We start from the raw sequence: 18,663 nt of genomic DNA on the forward strand, positions 1-18,663 counted from the left end.
ACTGTAAAAAACGGAAAGTAAGGGGTTAGATGGTTTGCTTTCGGAAATTCTCTGGGGTGGTCTTAGTTTGTCTTTTAAAGAATTTATAAAGATTTGTGGGCTCTTCAAAACCAGAAGTGTAGCCAATCTCTTTAACAGATAAATTGGTGTTTATTAATAATCTTTTTATTTGAGTCAGTACCACTTCGTCTATAAACTGTTTGGCAGATTTGTGAATAATTTCGTGAGTTATATTGTTGAGCGTTTTGGTGCTTACACCCAGTTTATCTGCATAGTCGTTTACTTTTTTAGTGGTAAAACATTCAGCTTCTACAAGTTTTTGAAAATCTAGAAATTTAGACAAGTACTTTTTTTGACTGGTTAGGTTGTCGTCTTTAGATTTTACTCTAAACAGTACACGGAAAACAATATGTAGAAAACTTCTAATGATACCAATAGAATGCTCATCTTTTATAGTAATAAACTCTTTTTCTATTTCTTGGGTTAAAGTGTAGATTTTTGAAAATTGAGTTTCGTCCAGTTGAATTTTGGGAGAAGTAATTAGCTCATTAAATATTTGTAAGCTTCTTGCAACTTCTTGTTTCTCAAAAAAATGAATTAAAAAATCGTTGGTAAATAAGAGAACATAGCCTTCAGTCTCCTTATTAAGTTCGTGAAATTTATGTATTTGATCTTTTCTAATACTTAAAACAGTTCCTTTTTTATAGTCGTATTCTTTAAAATCAATACTATGTGTTCCGGTTCCGCTAGTAATAAAAAGTAACAAGTAAAAGTTAATTTGATGATTGTCTAGAGGAGAGTGGTCCATATTTTTTTTACCAATCAAATTTCTCAGTTTCAATAAATCAAATTGATCTTTGCTGTTGCCACTGTTAAATGGTATTTGCTGTATGTTTTCTTTCATAGTAACCTTTTACTTTAACAGGTAGTACGTTTTAACAATTGGTATTCTCCATTCAGTTTAAATTCTTTTATAGACATACCCACATATCTTTTAAAGGTTTTAGACAAATGACTTACATCTGTAAAACCTAAATCTTCTGCTATCTCGGTTAATGTATAATCAGAATTTAGCAATCTAATTTCTACAAGTTTAAGTTTGGCTTTAATAATGTATTCTCTTAATGGAATTTGTACCTGTTTTCTAAAAAACTCACCTAAGTAGTTTGGAGATATAGAAAAGGTGTTTGCTAAATGATCAATTTTTAAAAAGTCGGGTTCATTAATATGTTCGTTTATATAGGTTAACATTTTGGTAATTCTATCATCAGAGTTTGTTTGGGCTATTTCAAAGAAATTTCCTTTTTTAATATTTCGAATTAGAATTTCTAAAATACTTGTCATTAGACTTCTAATTAAAGATGTAGCGTTTTCGCCGTTATTTTTAGATTCCTGAAAAATCATATGACTTAACATTTCTATATGCTTCCTGTCTGCATCGTTTTTAATAATATCACCAGGTAGTTGATTGTAGTTAGAGAGTATATAAGATGCTTCTTTAAACCACTCATTTCTATCTATAGATTGTTTTTGGGCACTTTTAAAAAAAGAGTCTGTAAATTTTAAAAAGACAAAGGTTGTAGCGCTGTCAATTTTAAATTGATGACATTTTAATGGAGGAAGTAAGAAAATATCTCCTTTGCCATATTCATGTTCATTGTAGTTAATGCATTGTGTTCCTTTACCTTCTTTTATCAGTACTAGTTCAAAGAAATTGTTCTTAACAGGACGTTGTTTCCATTCAGAAAGATTAATTTCTTGTATTTCAAAAGGTTTATAAGTGTCTAAAACGCGCATTTTCTATAAAATTATCCTGTAAAAATACTCAAAAAAGGGAAAAAGGATTAAAATAACCTTTAAAAGTACCAAAATGCCCGCTATAGTTACCATGCCAAAGCGTTCTTTAGCTAGTAGCTTTGTGGTAAAATAAATAATAAGATTATGAAAGCCATAGGATTTAAAGAGAGTTTTACCATAGATAAAAAAGAAGCATTACAAGATATAGAGTTAGCAGTTCCAAAGCCAATTGGAAAAGATATTTTGGTAGAAGTTAAAGCGATTTCTGTAAATCCTGTTGATTTTAAAGTGAGGCAACTAATGCCTCCAGAAAATGGAGATTGGAAAGTATTAGGCTGGGATGCAACAGGAATTGTGAAAGAAGTAGGAGACGAGGTAAGTCTTTTTAATGTAGGAGATGAAGTTTTTTATGCAGGCGATTTAACCAGACAAGGGAGTAATACAGAATATCAATTGGTTGATGAGCGAATTGTAGGAGTAAAGCCAAAGTCACTTTCTTTTGGTGATGCTGCAGCGTTACCACTAACCTCGTTAACTGCTTGGGAATTGGTGTTTGATAGAATGGAAGTAGCTAAAGAAGATCCTTCTAAAAGTGTTTTAGTGATAGGTGCTGCCGGGGGAGTGGGTTCTATTATGGTGCAATTGTTAAAGAAACTAACAAAATTGAATATTATAGGAACAGCTTCTAGGAAAGAAACTACAGAGTGGTTAAAGGAATTAGGAGCGGATTATGTAATTAATCATAGAAATAAATTAGGAGATGAGTTTAAAAAGTATAATTTGTCTGCACCTGATTATATTATAAGCTTAAATGCAACAGAGCACCATTTTGATGAGATTGTAAAAATTATCAAACCACAAGGGAAATTTGGTTTGATAGATGATCCTACTAGTTTCAATATCATGCCTTTTAAAGCCAAGTCTGTGTCTACTCATTTTGAGTTTATGTTTACTAGATCTATGTTTCAAACAGAAGATAGTATCAAACAACATGAGATTTTAAATAAAGTTGCAGCATTAATAGATGGGGGAATAATTAAAACAACAGTTGGAAATCATTTTGGGAAAATTAATGCAGAAAATTTACGAAAAGCCCACGCTTTGTTGGAATCTGGTAAAGCAAAAGGGAAAATAGTATTAGAAGAATTTTAATAGAGGAATCATTACATAAAATAGAAATCATGAAAAAAAATATATTAATAACAGGTAGCACAGACGGAATAGGGAAATTAGTTGCTTTACGATTTGCTAAAGAAGGACATACTATATATATACATGGGAGAAGCCAGTCAAAAGTTGACGGAGTAATTGCAGAACTGGTAGCATCTTCTGGAAATGATAGTGTACAAGGCTTTGTTGCTGATTTTTCAGATTTAGAATCGGTAAAAGTTATGGCAACTAAAATTTTAGCAGAAGTGCCTAAAATAGATGTTCTAATAAACAATGCAGGGGTTTTTAAAAGTCCTGTAAATTACAACAAAGATGGTATAGATATAAGGTTGGTGGTGAATTTTCTAGCACCTTACCAGTTAACCACTGCTTTACTTCCTTTGTTAAAGAATTCTGAAGCAGCTAGAATTGTGAATTTAAGTTCAGCAGCACAGGCTCCTGTTAGTTTGGAAGCCTTAAAAGGTCAGGAAGAACTCTCGGTTAGTACAGCATATGCTCAAAGTAAATTGGCGTTAACTATGTGGAGCTTTTACTTGGCAAAAAAAGAGGAATCAGTAGCGGTGGTTGCGGTTAATCCAGGTTCTTTGTTAAATACAAAAATGGCAAATGAAGCTTACGGTCAATATTGGTCCTCTGCAGATAAAGGGGCTAATATCTTATATGATTTAGCTGTAAAATGGAATACAGCAGATATAAATGGAAAGTATTTTGATAATGATAATGGCGGTTTTGGGAGAGCTTACCCAGATGCGTATGATGAAAATAAGATAAATGAATTGAACAAAGTAGCTTTGAATTTATTGAAAAATTAATAATTGGACCCTTTATTTTTCTAACTCAAATACAAAAAAACATTGGTTTATGCTATAAACAAATGTTTTTTTGTATTTTAATACTAAAGTATGGTTAGAAAAAGTTTTCTTTTTCTTAGTTTCGTTGTTGTAAATTACTTTTGTGATAAAGCAAGTAAATACTTCTTTAAAGTATTGGTATATATGAACTTAAACTAAAATGAATAATATGAAAAAAACAATTATTTTATTGATTTGTCTGTGTACGAGTCTAGGGTATTCGCAAGAGAAAGAAGAAAAAGAAAAAAAACATGCTATTGCAGTAGGTGTAGGATCTGGAATTAATGTGGATTACTCCTACAAATTTAACAACTACTTTTCTTTAACTGCTAACTACGGTTTATTGAAAACTACTGTCGAAGACTATGAATTTGAGTTAGATGGAGAAGACTTATCTATAGATGGAGAAGTAGATTTTTCTCATGTAGATTTAAAATTAAACATTGCTCCGTTTGGAAAAGCATTTAGGTTTGTAGTAGGAGCAGGGTATTTTACCAGTGGTACTGTAGATGTAGATATGTCTTTTACAAGAGAGGTAACTATAGGAGATGTGGTTTTCACTTCTGATGAAGTAGGGCAAATTAGTATTGGAGCAGAATGGGAAGGTATAATGCCTTACTTAGGAATTGGTTTTGGTAGAGCGGTACCAAAGACTGGTTTTGGTTTTGGTTTAGAATTAGGAGCATATTACGCTGCTGATGGACCAACAATGTCTTTAACTGCAACAGAAATTATTGAGCAAACAAGCAACCAACAGAGTTTATTACAAGATAGTTTTAAAGAAAATAAGTTTTTACCTCATGCTTCTTTAAGATTTGCGTACTCATTTTAAATAGAACTTAAAATTATAACATTATGAAAACAATAAAATACATAGTAATTGCAATACTACTTTTAGGTCAAGTAGGTTGTATTGATAAAAAATTTGAAGATGAGTTTAAAATAACGATTTCTCCAGATGCGGTAGTTAATAAAGTAAACGTTAAAGTGATTGATTTGTTTACATTTTTACCTGTAGATGCTACTGCAATTGTATCAGGAGATAATGCAAAATATGTGTACAGTGAAGCTGGAAAAAGAACTGAAGTAACAGGTGGATATGAATTAGAAGTTATAGAAGGTGCAGTGTCTTTTGGTGTTGAAAGAAAAGCAAACGCAAGTGAAGAGAATCCTGTTAAGGTTACATTAACCATTTCTGCTACAGGATATGCTGATAATGTAATAGAGGTTACTTTTGATGGTGCTGATGAAGCTCAATCTTACCCTGTTGCATTAATACCAAGTACATTGCCAGCTTTTTCTGGTGTGGCAAGAGCAGGTAAAACAAACGATCTTTTTGGAGCTACAGATATAGAGTGTTCAGTAGCAGATGATGTGGTTGTATTTAATTTCACAAATAATTCATTAAATGCATTATTAAACTATTATATCTACGATGAAAATGATGTGTTTTTAGGAGGTGGGGCTATAGGTGCACCTGTAGGTACTTTCTCTATTACAGCAGGAACTGTTAGAAATAATGGTTTCTATGGTGCTTTAAAGCCCTTATTAAATTCAAATCTTAAATTAAGTATAGTAAGAGTTGATTTCTCTACAAATCCTATTAGTGCAGTCTCTATTTTAGATAAACAATCCGTTTCGGTATGTACAATTGTTGGAGGTAGTGACCCTATTGGAGGAGATGTATCTTCTAATGAGGCAACTACGAATTATAATTTAAACTTAAAAATTGAATGTAATTCTGTAGATGTAGCTTTAGATGGTAACGAAGTTGAATATAGAGCTGTAGGAGATGCTAATTTCAGATATTTTCAGACAATTAAAGATGGTTATATTAATGGAAAAGGGCCTGTTTTAGAGGATAATATTATATACCAATTTAGAGTGCTTTATGATAATGCATATAGAACTACAGCTGCTTCTGGTGCTAGTGCAATTAAAGGTTCAGATGTGAATAACAAAGGGATTAATTTAGATCAAGATGGTTTGTGTGAAGAAATTAATAAAGTTTATAACGGTAATTAAGAAGACGAAAGTCTAGCGAGTATTAAGAATGATTTAATAGAAATATTAAATTCTTTTTGAATAAGAAATAATATTTAAAATGCTGAGAGTGTAAACTCTCAGCATTTTTTTATTTAGTAAGGTTATTTTGAGGCTACTGAAAAAGTATATTTATAAAAAAGAGGAATAGAATTATTAAATTCTATTCTTCTTTTTTTGTATTTTTCTTTATGCTGAATCAACAACAAACTTTAGGTCTAAGTGAATATAGTTCACTTTACGATTTGATAGTTCCCCAAGATAATTTATTAAGAAAAATCAATGACTTAATAGATTTTAGTTTTATTTATGAAGAACTTTTAGATAAATACTCCATAGATCAAGGTAGGACAGCTGAATGCCCTGTAAAACTTTTCAAGTACCTATTATTAAAAGTGATTTACACTTTATCAGATGTTGATGTGGTAGATCGTTCTCGTTATGACATGTCTTTTAAGTATTTTTTAGAAATGCTACCTGAGCAGGGAGTAATCAATCCAAGTACCTTAACAAAATTCCGTAGGCAACGTCTTAAAGACACCAATTTACTAGATTTATTAATTAACAAAACCGTAAGTATTGCTGTCGAAAAAGGAATCATCCGTTCGGGTTCTATCATTGTTGATGCTACGCATACTTTATCCAAATCTAATCCATCTTCAGCTATTGATATCTTGCGAGAAAGATCAAAACAACTTCGAAAAGCTGTTTATACCTACAAGGAAGATTGGAAACATAAAATGCCTACTAAAAACGATTGTAATGATTTAGAAAAAGAAATGACCTATAGTAAAAAGTTAGAAACTTTACTTGAAGCTTCCCCAACAATTAGCGAAGTACCTTTTGTAAAAGAAAAATTGAACCTATTAAAAGAATCTATCGATGATATAGAACAACACCAACAAGAAGTTGTATCTAAAGATATGGATGCTAAAATAGGACACAAGTCATCAGATAGTTCCTTTTTTGGATTTAAAAGTCATCTGGCCATGACACAAGAAAGAATTATCACAGGAGCCGTTGTTACTTCAGGCGAAAAAGGAGATGGACCTATTTTGCCAGAACTTATAGCGCAAAGTCAAAAAAATGGAATAGCTGTAGATACAGTTATTGGGGATGCAGCTTATTCAGGCAAGAAAAATTTAGAATTAGCCAAAGAAAAAAACATTCAAATAGTAGCAAAGTTAAATCCTGCGATTAGTCAAGGATTCAGAAAAAAAGAAAATGAATTTGATTATAATAAAGATGCAGATATGTTTGTTTGTCCTGCTGGACATCTAGCAACAAAAAAAGCAATTCAAGGCAAGAAGAATACTCAGAAAAATCAAGTAATCACCTATTATTTTAATGTCGAAAAATGTAAAAACTGCCCTTTAAGAAAAGGATGTTATAAAGAAGGAGCTAAGTCAAAAACATATTCGATATCCATAAAATCAAAAATACACCAAGAGCAAATTGATTTTGAAAAAACAGACTATTTTAAAGAAAAATCAAAGCATCGCTATAAGATAGAAGCTAAAAATGGTGAACTAAAAAATGTTCATGGTTATGGAAGAGCTACCTCGTATGGTATTGAAAATATGCAAATGCAAGGTGCTTTGACCATTTTTGCTGTAAATCTTAAAAGAATTTTGAAATTAAGCTAAGAACGAATAGTTCTAAAACTAAAGCCTATAAAAAGGCTATAAACAACCTCTTCAAACTCTTTTAAAGTCTCAAAAATTAACCCAAAAAAGTATTGAAATAAAAAAAGAGATTCAACATTTACATGTCAAATCTCTTTTTGAAAAACCTTTTTTACAAAATAAGCATACTTTGTCAGTAGCCTCGTTATTTTAGGGGGATTTTTTGTATTTTCATGTCTTAAGAATAGTATTATTTTAATTACCCCTTACTATGAAAAAAAGTATATTATTCTTTGTCTTTTTGTTGATGAATATAGTTTCTTGTATTCACAATGGAGATGACAAAGTCTACAAATTACCCATTGTTCTAAACTCAGTTTCCAATAAAGTCAATTTACTGATTTTAGACCTCAATCAACCAGAAAGTACAATTCCTGTAGCAACAATAACTTTTAAAGGCGAGTATGCTGATAAAATTTCTACAAGCGAAGGTAGGAAAGATGGTTTTACTGCTGTTGATGGAGTGTTTAGTTTTGGAATTCAATCCAGATTCGTTTCAATTGATTTAGATAATCCTACGGTTATTGAGTACACCGTTGAGGCAACAGGTTATGAAACTAGAACTCAAGAAATCACTTTAGATGGAACAAATCAATCGGGCATATATATTGTACCAATGGTAAAAAATGGAGAAGAAATACCTGGTGTAGTAGCAGAAGAAGAAAATAAAACTTTAGAAGCAGGTGCTTTGTCTGAAGAGGTTGAGGTAGTGACCAAAACAGAAAAAAATGAGACTATTTTAACCATAGAGGAGAATACCAATTTTGTTGATGATAGTGGAGAGAAAGTTACTGGAACAGAAATCCTTATCAATACACAGGCTTTTCAAAGAGAGTTTGATTACAGTGGAAAAGTATTTGAAAATCCTAACAGTACTGTCTTTAACTTCTTACCCCAAGGTAATATTAGCGAATTAGGAGTTCTTACGAATGATGAATCAGGAATTAGTAGAGTCGCTAGAGCTCCATCAGTGGTTGGAAGAAAATCTGAGGATGGGTATTTAATTCCTTTGGCTCCAATTTTCCATTTTAACTTTAAAACAAATTCTGGAGAAAAAATAGATGAGCTGACGGAAGAAGTAGTTCTAAAAACCTATTTAACAGTTACCAATGAAATAAACCCAGAAACAGGAGTACTTTTAAAAGAAGGAGACTTAGTAGATGTATACGTTAAAAAAGGCAATAAGTATCAGAAAGTTGCTAGTCCAAGTATACAATTTGATGGGAAGTATTATATTGAGTTCTTAACGAATAAGACTGGGTATTATGAATTTGGATTTACCGTTACAGGTGATAGTACATGTAGTTCATTTGAAAATATAATATTAAGAAATAACGGAAAGCCAACAACTTATGTGTTGATGGCAACTACACAAAATGGAACAATAGTTGGAGGAGTATCACAAAATTTATCAGGAGATACTAAATTAAATGGTAAATCTTTAAATAGATTTAAAGCGTTAAGATCTCTGTACAATTCAGGGTTAAAACTTGTTGTTTTGGGGTATAATAATTTAACTCAGCAATTTGAAACAGTGTACAATCAAGATATTTCTTTTTGCGATATAGAGAATCAGGTTGTGGATATTTCTACGTCAGAATGTTCTAAATATTATGACCTAGATTTAAGAATTACTTGTCCAAACATAGAAATTGTTTTAGACGATGTACCAGTCTACTATAAAAACGAGGGGAGTACTAATTATGAGTTGTTCCAATATGTTAAGGAAGGCTTTGTAAAAGGTTATGCTCCTTGTTTAGAGGATGCTACTAAGTATGTGTTTAAGATGGTATATGATGGTGAGAATAGAATTTCTCCATCAGTTTCTGGAGCAAAATTGGAAGAGTTGTCTTTGGGTTTTGATGAAGAAGAGATATGTACTACTATTGAAGAAAGATTTGGAGCTAGGTAGTAGCTGGTAAATTACATACGATATGATAAAAAGGATGCTAGTTAGATGGCATCCTTTTTTTTGTTTACTATTAGGACTGTTGCTTTCTGTGGATGTTCTATCGAAGGGGGGAATATTTGCTAAAATAGTTTAAAGTTGATTCCTACTTTTTAATTAAGTGTTTTGTTAAAAGCTGTAATTAGTAATGCTTGTTAAAATAAGTACAAATAGCTCTAGTATAAAACGTCTGTAGTAGATTTTATGGGGGAATAAAAAAACGTAGCAATTAAAGAATTACTACGTTTTTTTTAGGTGATTTTTATTGTAAATATAATACTTAAATTATTTTTTACGTTTTTGTTGCGCTTGCTGAGCTTGTGCTTGTTTCATTGCTTCATCCAAACGTTGCTTAAACTTACTTTCTTTTTTAGGCTTCTTTCTGTTTTCGTGAATTTTTGCTAAAATCTTTTTCTCATCAATCACGTAGTTTTTAATAACAAACATAATAGACAAGGTAAGTAAGTTAGAAATAAAATAGTATAAACTTAATCCAGAAGCGTAATTGTTAAAGAAGAATAACATCATTACTGGAGAAAAATACATCATCATTTTCATCATCTTTTGCATGTCTGGCATACCTTCTTGCGTTGGTTGTTGCATGTTCATTTGTTGACTTTGGTTCATTCTCATGTAAAAGAAAATAGCAACTGAAGCTAATACAGGGAATAAACTAAAGTGATTTCCGTAGAAGCTAGATAATAAAGGAATATTTGTAGACCATTCAAAAACACTATCGTAAGAAGCTAAATCATCTGCCCATAAGAAAGACTCTTGTCTTAAGTCTATCTCCGATGGGAAAAAGCGGAATAAAGCAAAGAAAACAGGCATTTGTAACAAAGCAGGGATACATCCGGCCATCATGTTTACACCAGATTTTCTTTGTAGTGCCATTACTTCAGACTGACGTTTCATTTGATTTTCTTTTCCAGGGAATTTTGCATTAATAGCATCCATTTCTGGTTTTAAAACCTTCATTTTAGCACTAGAAACATAAGATTTATAAACCAACGGAGACATTAACAAACGAACGACTAAAGTCATTAAAATAATTACTAAACCATAATTAGTAATTACGCTACTTAAAGCGTGAAAAATAGGAATGAAAACTACTTTGTTAATCCATCCAAAAATTCCCCATCCTAAGTTCATTACGTTTTCAATTCCTTTGTCATATGACTTTAATTGATCGTATACATTAGGTCCTACATAGATGTTCATATTGTAATTTAATGAACCGTTGCTTAGTTTTAATGGAGCCTTAGCAGAGAATTTTTTTGTAGCAATGGTATCTTTTAATACATCTTTAACTAAAGATTCAGAGGCTAATTCAGCCTTTTCAAAAGCAGTATCTGTAAGTAAAATTGTAGAAAAGAAGTGTTGCTTAAAAGCAATCCAGTTTACATCGTCTTCTGTTTCATCATCATTTGCTCCAACAGATAAGTCATCAAATTTATTCTCTTCCTTTTCGTAGTGTAGAGCAGTCATCTGATTTTCGTACTTGATACTTTTCTCTTGACTTCTAGCAGTAAAATCTAGGTTTAAGTCAATTTGGTGATTGCTGTTGATTACATTTTCTAATCCCACAGAGCGTACAGAAAAGTCTATCATGTATTCGTCGTCTGACTTTAATAGGTAGTTGTACTCTAGGTATTTTGAGTCTGAAACTTTTAGTTTTAAAGAAACACCATTTTTAAATTTAGAAGATTGAAAAACTAAATCTTGTGTGTTGATGATTTTGTTTTCAAATGTTCCAAATTGAATATTAAAGTTAGTGTTGTTGTCTTTAATTAAATACAAAGGTTGTTTTTCGTGGTCTGTAAAGTTCTTTAATTGAGCTTCTACAATTTGCCCTCCTTTGTTGGCAATTACTAGTTTTAAAACATTGTTTTCTAAAGTAGTTGTGCCAGCTTTGTTTGTGTTAAGAGCAGAAGCATACGCAAAGGCTCCATATTTTTTTACAACTTCTGCATTTAATAAAGAGTCATTAACAACTTCGTTTGTAGCTATGGGAGCTACTTCTGTAGTTGTTTGTTCTGTTTGTGTTTCTTTCTTTGGAGCTTCGTCTTTTTGATTCATTGTAAACCAAAAGATAGCAGCACCCATAAGAGCGAAACCGATGATTTGACTAATTCCTAATTTGTTGTTTTTTTGTTCCATTTTTTTAAAAAATAATAAGTCTGTCATTTATGGAGATGACAGACTTAGTGTAATGATTATGTTTTATTATTTTGATTGTAAATACTCTAAACTTGCATTGACAAAGTCAACAAATAAAGGTTGAGGATTTAAAACCGTACTCTTATATTCTGGATGGTATTGAGCCGCAACAAACCAAGGGTGAGAAGGAATTTCTACTACTTCTACCAACCCTGTTTTAGGGTTGACTCCGGTAGCTTTCATTCCAGCAGCTTCTATTTGTTCTTTAAATTCACTGTTAAACTCGTAACGGTGTCTGTGTCTTTCAGAAATCAATTCACTTTCGTAAGCTTTATAAGCTTTAGAATCTGTGTCTAGTTTACAATCCCAAGCTCCTAAACGCATGGTTCCACCTAAATTTGTAATTTCTTTTTGGTCTTCCATTAAGTTAATTACTGGGTACGGAGTGTCTGGAGACATTTCTGTTGAATTTGCTCCTTCTAGACCTAAAACATTTCGTGCAAATTCAATTACAGCCATTTGCATCCCTAAACAAATTCCCATAAAAGGAATATTGTTTTCACGAGCATACTTAATTGCCTCAATTTTTCCTTCGGTACCACGATGTCCAAAACCTGGAGCAACCATAATTCCGCTTAAACCGTTAAATTTTTTGGCAATGCTATCTGGAGTTAAGTCTTCAGAATGAATCCATTCTACTTTAACTTTAATTCTTTGAGACGATCCTGCGTGAATAAAAGCTTCAGCAATAGATTTATAAGCATCTTGTAGTTCTACATACTTACCAATTACTCCAATTTTTACTTTGTGCAATGGGTTTTTGTGCTTCTCTACAAACTTGTTCCATTCAATTAACTTTGGCTCAGAAGATCCTTCCATAGCTAATTTCTTTAAAACAACTCTGTCTAAACCTTCATGAAGCATTAAGTTAGGAACATCATATATAGTCTCTGCATCTAAAGAAGAAATAACATCTTCTTTTTGGACATTACAAAACAGAGCTAGTTTACGTTTTATATCATCAGAAATAAAATGTTCAGAACGACAAACTAATATATCTGGGTTTAAACCATTCTGCATCATCATTTTAACAGAATGTTGCGTAGGTTTAGTTTTTAATTCCCCGGCAGCAGCTAAATAAGGTATTAGAGTAAGGTGAATAACAACAGAGTTGTGTTCTCCTAATTCCCATGTTAACTGACGAACAGATTCTACATAAGGTAAAGATTCTATATCACCTACAGTACCACCAAGTTCTGTAATTACAATATCGTAGTTTCCAGATTTACCAAGAATTTGAATTCTACGTTTGATTTCGTTGGTAATATGTGGAATTACCTGCACCGTCTTACCTAAGAATTCTCCTTTTCTTTCTTGATTGATTACAGATTGGTATACTCTACCTGTTGTAACGTTATTGGCTTGTGATGTGGTTACATCTAAGAATCTTTCATAGTGACCTAAATCTAAATCAGTCTCAGCACCATCATCGGTAACATAACATTCTCCGTGTTCATACGGATTTAAAGTTCCTGGATCTATATTAATGTAGGGATCGAATTTTTGAATTGTAACACGGTACCCTCTCTCTTGTAAAAGTTTCGCTAAAGATGCAGCAATTATTCCTTTACCTAGCGACGAAGTAACACCACCTGTTACAAATACATATTTCGTGTTGGTCATTATAATTTTGTTTGTGCAAAAGTACAAACTTCTATAGAAATAGAACAATGATTTATATTTACATTTTTTTAGAATCCTTAACTGCTTGATTCTCTATTTTTAGAAATACTTTTTCTGATAATTTTTACTTTTTTTTGAGCGCTAGCCGCTATGTAATGTAGATTCTAAAACTTTAGGTAAAAAACATTTGTAGGTATTAAAATAACGCTTATATTTGCACACGCTTTAGGAAACCCATGCGGGGTTAAAAAGTAGTAAGACAATAAACAAACGACGTTAAGATATAATACAATGAAAAGAACGTATCAACCATCAAATAGAAAAAGAAGAAACAAGCACGGTTTCAGAGAAAGAATGGCTTCTGCAAATGGACGTAGAGTTTTAGCTAGCAGAAGAGCTAAAGGTAGAAAGAGTTTAACAGTTTCTTCGTCTCCAAGACATAAGAAATAATGTTCTTTTCATTATAAAATATAGGGTGTTACTTTTATTAGTAACACCTTTTTTTTGAAGTTTTTATTTACACAGCATTTTAATCTTACATAAACAGATTGTTATATTTGTATCAAATTTAATCGTATGCCTAAAAATCCAAACATAAATTCAGTTTTAATTATCGGTTCTGGTCCTATTGTAATTGGTCAAGCTTGTGAGTTTGATTATTCAGGATCTCAATCGATTCGTTCGTTAAAAGAGGAAGGGATTGAAGTTACTTTAATCAATTCGAATCCTGCAACTATTATGACAGATCCCTCTTTAGCGGATAACGTGTATTTAAAGCCGTTAACCACTAACTCTATTAGAGAGATTTTAGCAGCTCATCCTGGTATTGATGCTGTTTTACCTACCATGGGAGGGCAAACTGCATTAAACCTTTGTATTGAAGCTGATGAAAAGGGTATTTGGGAAGATCATGGAGTTGAAATGATTGGAGTAGATATTGATGCAATCAATATTACTGAAGACAGAGAACAATTCCGTGAGTTAATGGGAAAAATTGGGGTAGCAATGGCTCCTCAAGCAACGGCAACTTCTTTCTTATCTGGAAAGAAAATTGCTCAAGAGTTTGGTTTTCCATTATGTATCCGTTCTTCGTTTACTTTAGGAGGAGCGGGAGCTGCAATTGTATACGATGAAGATGATTTTGACGATTTATTACGTAGAGGATTAGAGATTTCTCCTATCCACGAAGTAATGATTGATAAAGCCATGATGGGATGGAAAGAATACGAATTAGAGTTGTTACGTGATAAAAACGACAACGTAGTAATTGTGTGTTCTATCGAAAATATGGATCCTATGGGAATTCATACAGGAGATTCTATTACGGTTGCACCTGCAATGACTTTAAGTGATTCTACTTTCCAGAAAATGCGTGATATGGCAATTCATATGATGCGTTCTATTGGAGATTTTGAAGGAGGATGTAACGTACAGTTTGCGGTTTCTCCAGATGATAAAGAAGAGATTATTGCAATTGAGATCAACCCTCGTGTATCTCGTTCTTCTGCATTGGCATCTAAAGCAACAGGATATCCTATTGCAAAGATTGCTACAAAATTGGCTTTAGGATATAGTTTAGATGAATTAAATAACCAGATTACTGGGAATACATCGGCTTTATTTGAGCCTACATTGGATTATGTGATTGTAAAAATTCCTCGTTTTAACTTTGATAAATTCGAAGGTTCTGACAGAACTTTAGGTTTACAGATGAAAGCAGTAGGAGAGGTAATGGGAATTGGACGTTCTTTCCAAGAAGCATTGCATAAAGCAACACAATCTTTAGAGATTAAACGTAACGGTTTAGGAGCAGATGGTAAAGAGGAAACTCATTACGATACTATTATTTCTAAATTAACACATGCATCTTGGGATAGAGTATTCTCTATTTACGATGCTATAAAAGCAGGAATTTCTTTACGTAAAATTTACGATATCACTAAGATTGATATGTGGTATTTAAAGCAGTACGAAGAGTTATTTGCTTTAGAAAGAGAAATTTCTCAATACACTTTAGATACTATTTCTAAAGATTTATTACTAGAGGCTAAACAAAAAGGATATGGAGACAGACAGATTGCTCACATGTTACAGTGTTTAGAGTCTCAGGTATATAAAAAACGTGAAGAGTTTAATATTAACAGAGTTTACAAATTAGTAGATACATGTGCTGCCGAATTTGAAGCGAACACTCCTTATTATTATTCTACTTTCGAAAATACAATGACTCTTGCAGATGGTTCTCCATATGCAGACAATGAGTCTAAGGTTACAGATAAGAAAAAAGTAGTTGTTTTAGGTTCTGGACCTAATAGAATTGGACAAGGAATTGAATTTGATTACTGTTGTGTACATGGTGTACTAGCTGCTAAAGAGGCAGGTTACGAAACCATTATGATTAACTGTAACCCAGAAACAGTTTCTACAGATTTTGATACTGCAGATAAATTATACTTTGAGCCTGTATTCTGGGAGCATATCTATGATATCATTCAGCATGAAAAGCCAGAGGGTGTAATTGTTCAGTTAGGTGGACAAACAGCGTTAAAATTAGCAGAAAAGTTAGAGGCTTATGGTGTTAAGATTATGGGAACTAGCTTTGAGGCTTTAGATCTAGCCGAAGATAGAGGACGTTTTTCTGATATGTTAACTTCTTTAGATATTCCTTTCCCTCAGTTTGGAACTGCTACCAATGCAGACGAAGCTTTGGAAATTGCAGATAACTTAGATTTCCCAATTTTAGTTCGTCCTTCATATGTATTAGGAGGTCAGGGAATGAAAATTGTAATCAATAAAGAGGAATTAGAAGCACATGTAGTAGATTTATTACGTTCTATTCCTGGAAATAAATTGTTATTAGACCATTATTTAGAAGGAGCGATAGAAGCTGAAGCAGATGCAATCTGTGATGCAGATGGAAATGTATACATTATTGGTATTATGGAACACATAGAGCCATGTGGTGTACACTCTGGAGATTCTAACGCAACCTTACCTCCTTTTAATTTAGGAGAGTTTGTAATGGATCAAATTAAAGAGCATACTAAGAAAATTGCCGTTGCTTTAAAAACTGTTGGATTGATTAACATTCAGTTTGCAATTAAAGACGATACAGTTTACATTATCGAAGCGAATCCTAGAGCTTCTCGTACAGTTCCTTTTATAGCGAAAGCTTACGGAGAGCCTTATGTAAACTACGCAACTAAGGTTATGTTAGGGGCAAACAAAGTAACAGACTTTACGTTTAACCCAGAATTGGATGGATTTGCGATTAAGCAGCCAGTATTCTCTTTCAATAAATTCCCGAATGTAGATAAAACATTAGGGCCAGAAATGAAGTCTACAGGTGAGGCAATCTTGTTTATTGATAGTCTAAAAGACGATGCTTTCTACGAGTTGTACTCAAGAAGAAAAATGTATTTGAACAAGTAATTCAAACAAACATATAAATTAAAGCCTACGAATTATTTCGTAGGCTTTTTTGATTATAATCAGATGGTTATAGACTTTGTTTTATTGATACTAACCTTTATATATAGATGGTCATAACCAAAAAAGGTTACTTTTTTTATGGATTCCAGTTTGTTACAAGATTGATGAATTCTTGTTTTAATCCGTTTGGGTCGTAAGATTTAGAACTGTTGGCTAAATTCAATACCATTGTTTTGTTAGCGTTTCCTTTGTGTTCTGATTGTTTTAGGATCAATCCAAAGGCAGTAATTGCAGATGCAAATTTTATGTTATCATTAGCATTTTCTATTTCTTTAATTTCTGATTGAACTTTATGTTGTATTAGAATGCTATTTTCTTCATTTGGTTTTTTGTATCTAAAGTCAAAATCTGCAAACTTTTCATCTGTGTTGTTAGGTGTTAAAACAAGTTCGTATAATGCAGTTATGGTCTGTCCAGAGCCTATTTCTCCTGCATCTTTTTTATCGTTTTCAAAGTCATCATTATTTAATGCTCTGTTTTCATAACCTATTAACCTATAAGATGCTACTTTGTTTGGGTTGAACTTAATTTGTATTTTGGAGTCTTTGGCAACAGTGTAGAATTTGGTCAAGTCGTAATTAAATATTTTTTCAATTTCTTCGGCACTATCAATATACTCATAGTTACCATTACCATTGTTGGTAATCCTTTCCATCATATGATCGTTTAAATTGCCCTGACCTACTCCTAAAACAGTAAGGTAAATGCCAGATTCTCTTTTTTCTTCAATTAATTGAATCAATTCTTCTGTATTTGATATTCCCACATTAAAGTCACCATCAGAACCCAGAATAATTCTATTATTACCTCCTTGAACAAAATATTTTTCTGCTATTTCGTAGGCTGTATTAATTCCTGCAGCACCAGCTGTAGAACCTCCTGCTCCTAACTGATCAATCGCTGCTTTTATTTTGTTTTTTTCACTTGCCAATGTAGACGGAAGTAGTAAACCAGCTTTTCCGGCATAGGTTACTATAGCAATTCTATCACTATCTCTAAGGTTGTCTACCATAGTTTTAAACCCTGTTTTTAAAATTCCAAGTTTGTTAGTGTTGTTCATTGACCCAGATACATCAATTAAAAAAACATAATTAGAATTGGGTAGGTCTTCTAGAGGAATTGTTAAGCCTTTCATTCCAAGTCTCATAATGTGATGATCTCTATTCCAGGGACAGGAAGCGATGTCTGAATTTAAGCCAACATTTTCATTTCCTGTAGGTTCGTTGTAATTAAAAGTGAAATAATTAATAAATTCTTCAACCCTAATGGATTCTTTAGGTGGGTTATATCCAGATTTTAAATATCTTCTTGCATTAGCATATGAACCACCATCTGCATCAACCGAAAATGTAGAAATTGCTTGTTGATTTACTAGGATAAAAGGGTTTTCAGGTAATTCTTTATAATTCTCAGAGTTATTAGGTTCTTCTTGAAAATTATCTAAGCTTTCTTTGGTTGTAAAACTAGAATTAATATCTGTATTGTCGGTTTCATAACAAGAAGTGAAGAGCGCAAACAGAGTTGAAATAAATAAGTACTTAATTTTCATAGGTTTTATTATTAGGTTACTTATTATAAAGATGATAAGTGTTAAAAAAGGTTGCTTTCTGTTTGTAACGAAATAACAAAACCTATGAAATGGATAAGTTGTCTAATTCTAGTTATTTAATGTTTCTTTAGAAAAAGATATTATTTGTTTGAATAAGGCTTTAAAAACAAAAAGAAATATAGTACCTATAACAGTGCTAATTACCAATAGCGTTGTGTTCTTTTCAAACTCTCCGTAAAGTATGTACGATGCTAAAGAAAAGCCTAAAAAAAACAAAGTATAAGA

General features: G+C 32.2%; 13 protein-coding genes. 8 read left to right on the plus strand and 5 right to left on the minus strand.

Features of this window, described 5'->3' with window-relative positions; translation table 11 throughout:
* Positions 1–25: 25 nt before the first annotated feature.
* Positions 26–904: a helix-turn-helix domain-containing protein gene (locus tag ACXHHC_RS15135; RefSeq protein ID WP_458227206.1), complete on the minus strand. Its 879-nt coding sequence runs from the start codon at positions 902–904 to the stop codon at positions 26–28.
* 14 nt (positions 905–918) lie between these two features.
* Positions 919–1,797 carry an AraC family transcriptional regulator gene (locus ACXHHC_RS15140; protein ID WP_458227207.1) on the minus strand — a complete coding sequence of 293 codons (879 nt, stop codon included), beginning with the start codon at positions 1,795–1,797 and terminating at the stop codon, positions 919–921.
* Positions 1,798–1,941: 144 nt separating this feature from the next.
* On the opposite strand from ACXHHC_RS15140, the gene ACXHHC_RS15145 reads away from it, so the two are divergent.
* The 6 genes from ACXHHC_RS15145 (at position 1,942) to ACXHHC_RS15170 (ending at position 9,458) form a co-directional block, all read left to right on the plus strand.
* The gene (locus ACXHHC_RS15145) at positions 1,942–2,949 is read left to right on the plus strand and encodes a zinc-binding alcohol dehydrogenase family protein (protein WP_458227208.1); all 1,008 of its coding nucleotides are present in this window, start codon (positions 1,942–1,944) and stop codon (positions 2,947–2,949) included.
* Positions 2,950–2,978: 29 nt separating this feature from the next.
* The gene (locus ACXHHC_RS15150; RefSeq protein WP_458227209.1) at positions 2,979–3,779 is read left to right on the plus strand and encodes an SDR family NAD(P)-dependent oxidoreductase; all 801 of its coding nucleotides are present in this window, start codon (positions 2,979–2,981) and stop codon (positions 3,777–3,779) included.
* Positions 3,780–3,987: 208 nt separating this feature from the next.
* On the plus strand, positions 3,988–4,650 hold the full coding sequence (locus ACXHHC_RS15155; RefSeq protein ID WP_458227210.1) for a hypothetical protein: 663 nt from the start codon (positions 3,988–3,990) through the stop codon (positions 4,648–4,650).
* 23 nt (positions 4,651–4,673) lie between these two features.
* The gene (locus ACXHHC_RS15160) at positions 4,674–5,843 is read left to right on the plus strand and encodes a hypothetical protein (protein ID WP_458227211.1); all 1,170 of its coding nucleotides are present in this window, start codon (positions 4,674–4,676) and stop codon (positions 5,841–5,843) included.
* Between the two features lie 209 nt (positions 5,844–6,052).
* Positions 6,053–7,507, plus strand: a complete 1,455-nt coding sequence (locus ACXHHC_RS15165; RefSeq protein WP_458226392.1) for an IS1182 family transposase — start codon at positions 6,053–6,055, stop codon at positions 7,505–7,507.
* A gap of 250 nt (positions 7,508–7,757) precedes the next feature.
* Positions 7,758–9,458 (plus strand): hypothetical protein, encoded by a 1,701-nt coding sequence (locus tag ACXHHC_RS15170; protein ID WP_458227212.1) that lies wholly within the window; start codon positions 7,758–7,760, stop codon positions 9,456–9,458.
* 321 nt (positions 9,459–9,779) lie between these two features.
* Here ACXHHC_RS15170 and yidC read toward each other — a convergent pair whose 3' ends face one another.
* Both yidC and ACXHHC_RS15180 read right to left on the minus strand, forming a co-directional pair.
* Entirely contained in the window at positions 9,780–11,654 is a 1,875-nt protein-coding gene (gene yidC / locus ACXHHC_RS15175; protein ID WP_458227213.1) for a membrane protein insertase YidC, read from the minus strand.
* 66 nt (positions 11,655–11,720) lie between these two features.
* Complete coding sequence (locus tag ACXHHC_RS15180; RefSeq protein ID WP_458227214.1) at positions 11,721–13,337, minus strand: CTP synthase; 1,617 nt, start codon at positions 13,335–13,337, stop codon at positions 11,721–11,723.
* A gap of 291 nt (positions 13,338–13,628) precedes the next feature.
* On the opposite strand from ACXHHC_RS15180, the gene rpmH reads away from it, so the two are divergent.
* Together rpmH and carB are read left to right on the plus strand one after the other, a co-directional pair.
* A complete protein-coding gene (rpmH, locus tag ACXHHC_RS15185) occupies positions 13,629–13,787 on the plus strand; it encodes a 50S ribosomal protein L34 (protein ID WP_458227215.1) in 159 nt (52 codons plus the stop codon).
* Between the two features lie 126 nt (positions 13,788–13,913).
* Positions 13,914–16,769 (plus strand): carbamoyl-phosphate synthase large subunit, encoded by a 2,856-nt coding sequence (carB, locus tag ACXHHC_RS15190; protein ID WP_458227216.1) that lies wholly within the window; start codon positions 13,914–13,916, stop codon positions 16,767–16,769.
* A gap of 136 nt (positions 16,770–16,905) precedes the next feature.
* Here the strand turns inward: carB and ACXHHC_RS15195 are convergent, their stop codons facing one another.
* A complete protein-coding gene (locus ACXHHC_RS15195) occupies positions 16,906–18,378 on the minus strand; it encodes a vWA domain-containing protein (RefSeq protein WP_458227217.1) in 1,473 nt (490 codons plus the stop codon).
* Positions 18,379–18,663: the final 285 nt, after the last annotated feature.

This window comes from Wenyingzhuangia sp. IMCC45574 (genome assembly GCF_054182685.1).